This window comes from Bacillus sp. GbtcB14 (assembly GCF_019091205.1).
GTDB classification, from domain to species: Bacteria; Bacillota; Bacilli; order Bacillales; family Bacillaceae_G; genus Bacillus_A; species Bacillus_A cereus_AG.
In genome coordinates this window covers 1-255 of the sequence record NZ_JAGXJT010000206.1, presented here as the reverse complement: position 1 = coordinate 255, position 255 = coordinate 1, and the positions used below count along the sequence as shown (strand labels likewise).

The window sequence follows — 255 nt, the reverse complement described above, 5'->3', positions numbered from 1 at the left end:
CCGTCTGACAGATGACGACGGAGGCCACCTAATCGCCACCCAATTCAAAGGCTCAGGCCAATTCGACAACATCGTGCCGATGAATTCTCAGATTAATAGGAGCGGCGGGAAATGGTATAAAATGGAGCAGGATTGGGCAGCGGCTTTACAAGCAGACCCTCCTCAAAAAGTATCAGTTGAAATCAACGCATTGTATAAAGGAGATTCATTAAGACCCACTGCTTTTAGGGTGAAATATAAAATTGGTGATCAAGA

At 45.1% G+C, this 255-nt stretch carries 1 protein-coding gene; it reads left to right on the top strand.

Features of this window, described 5'->3' with window-relative positions:
• On the top strand, nt 1–255 hold a 255-nt coding region (locus KVT31_RS29730), incomplete at both ends, for a DNA/RNA non-specific endonuclease (protein ID WP_217613745.1).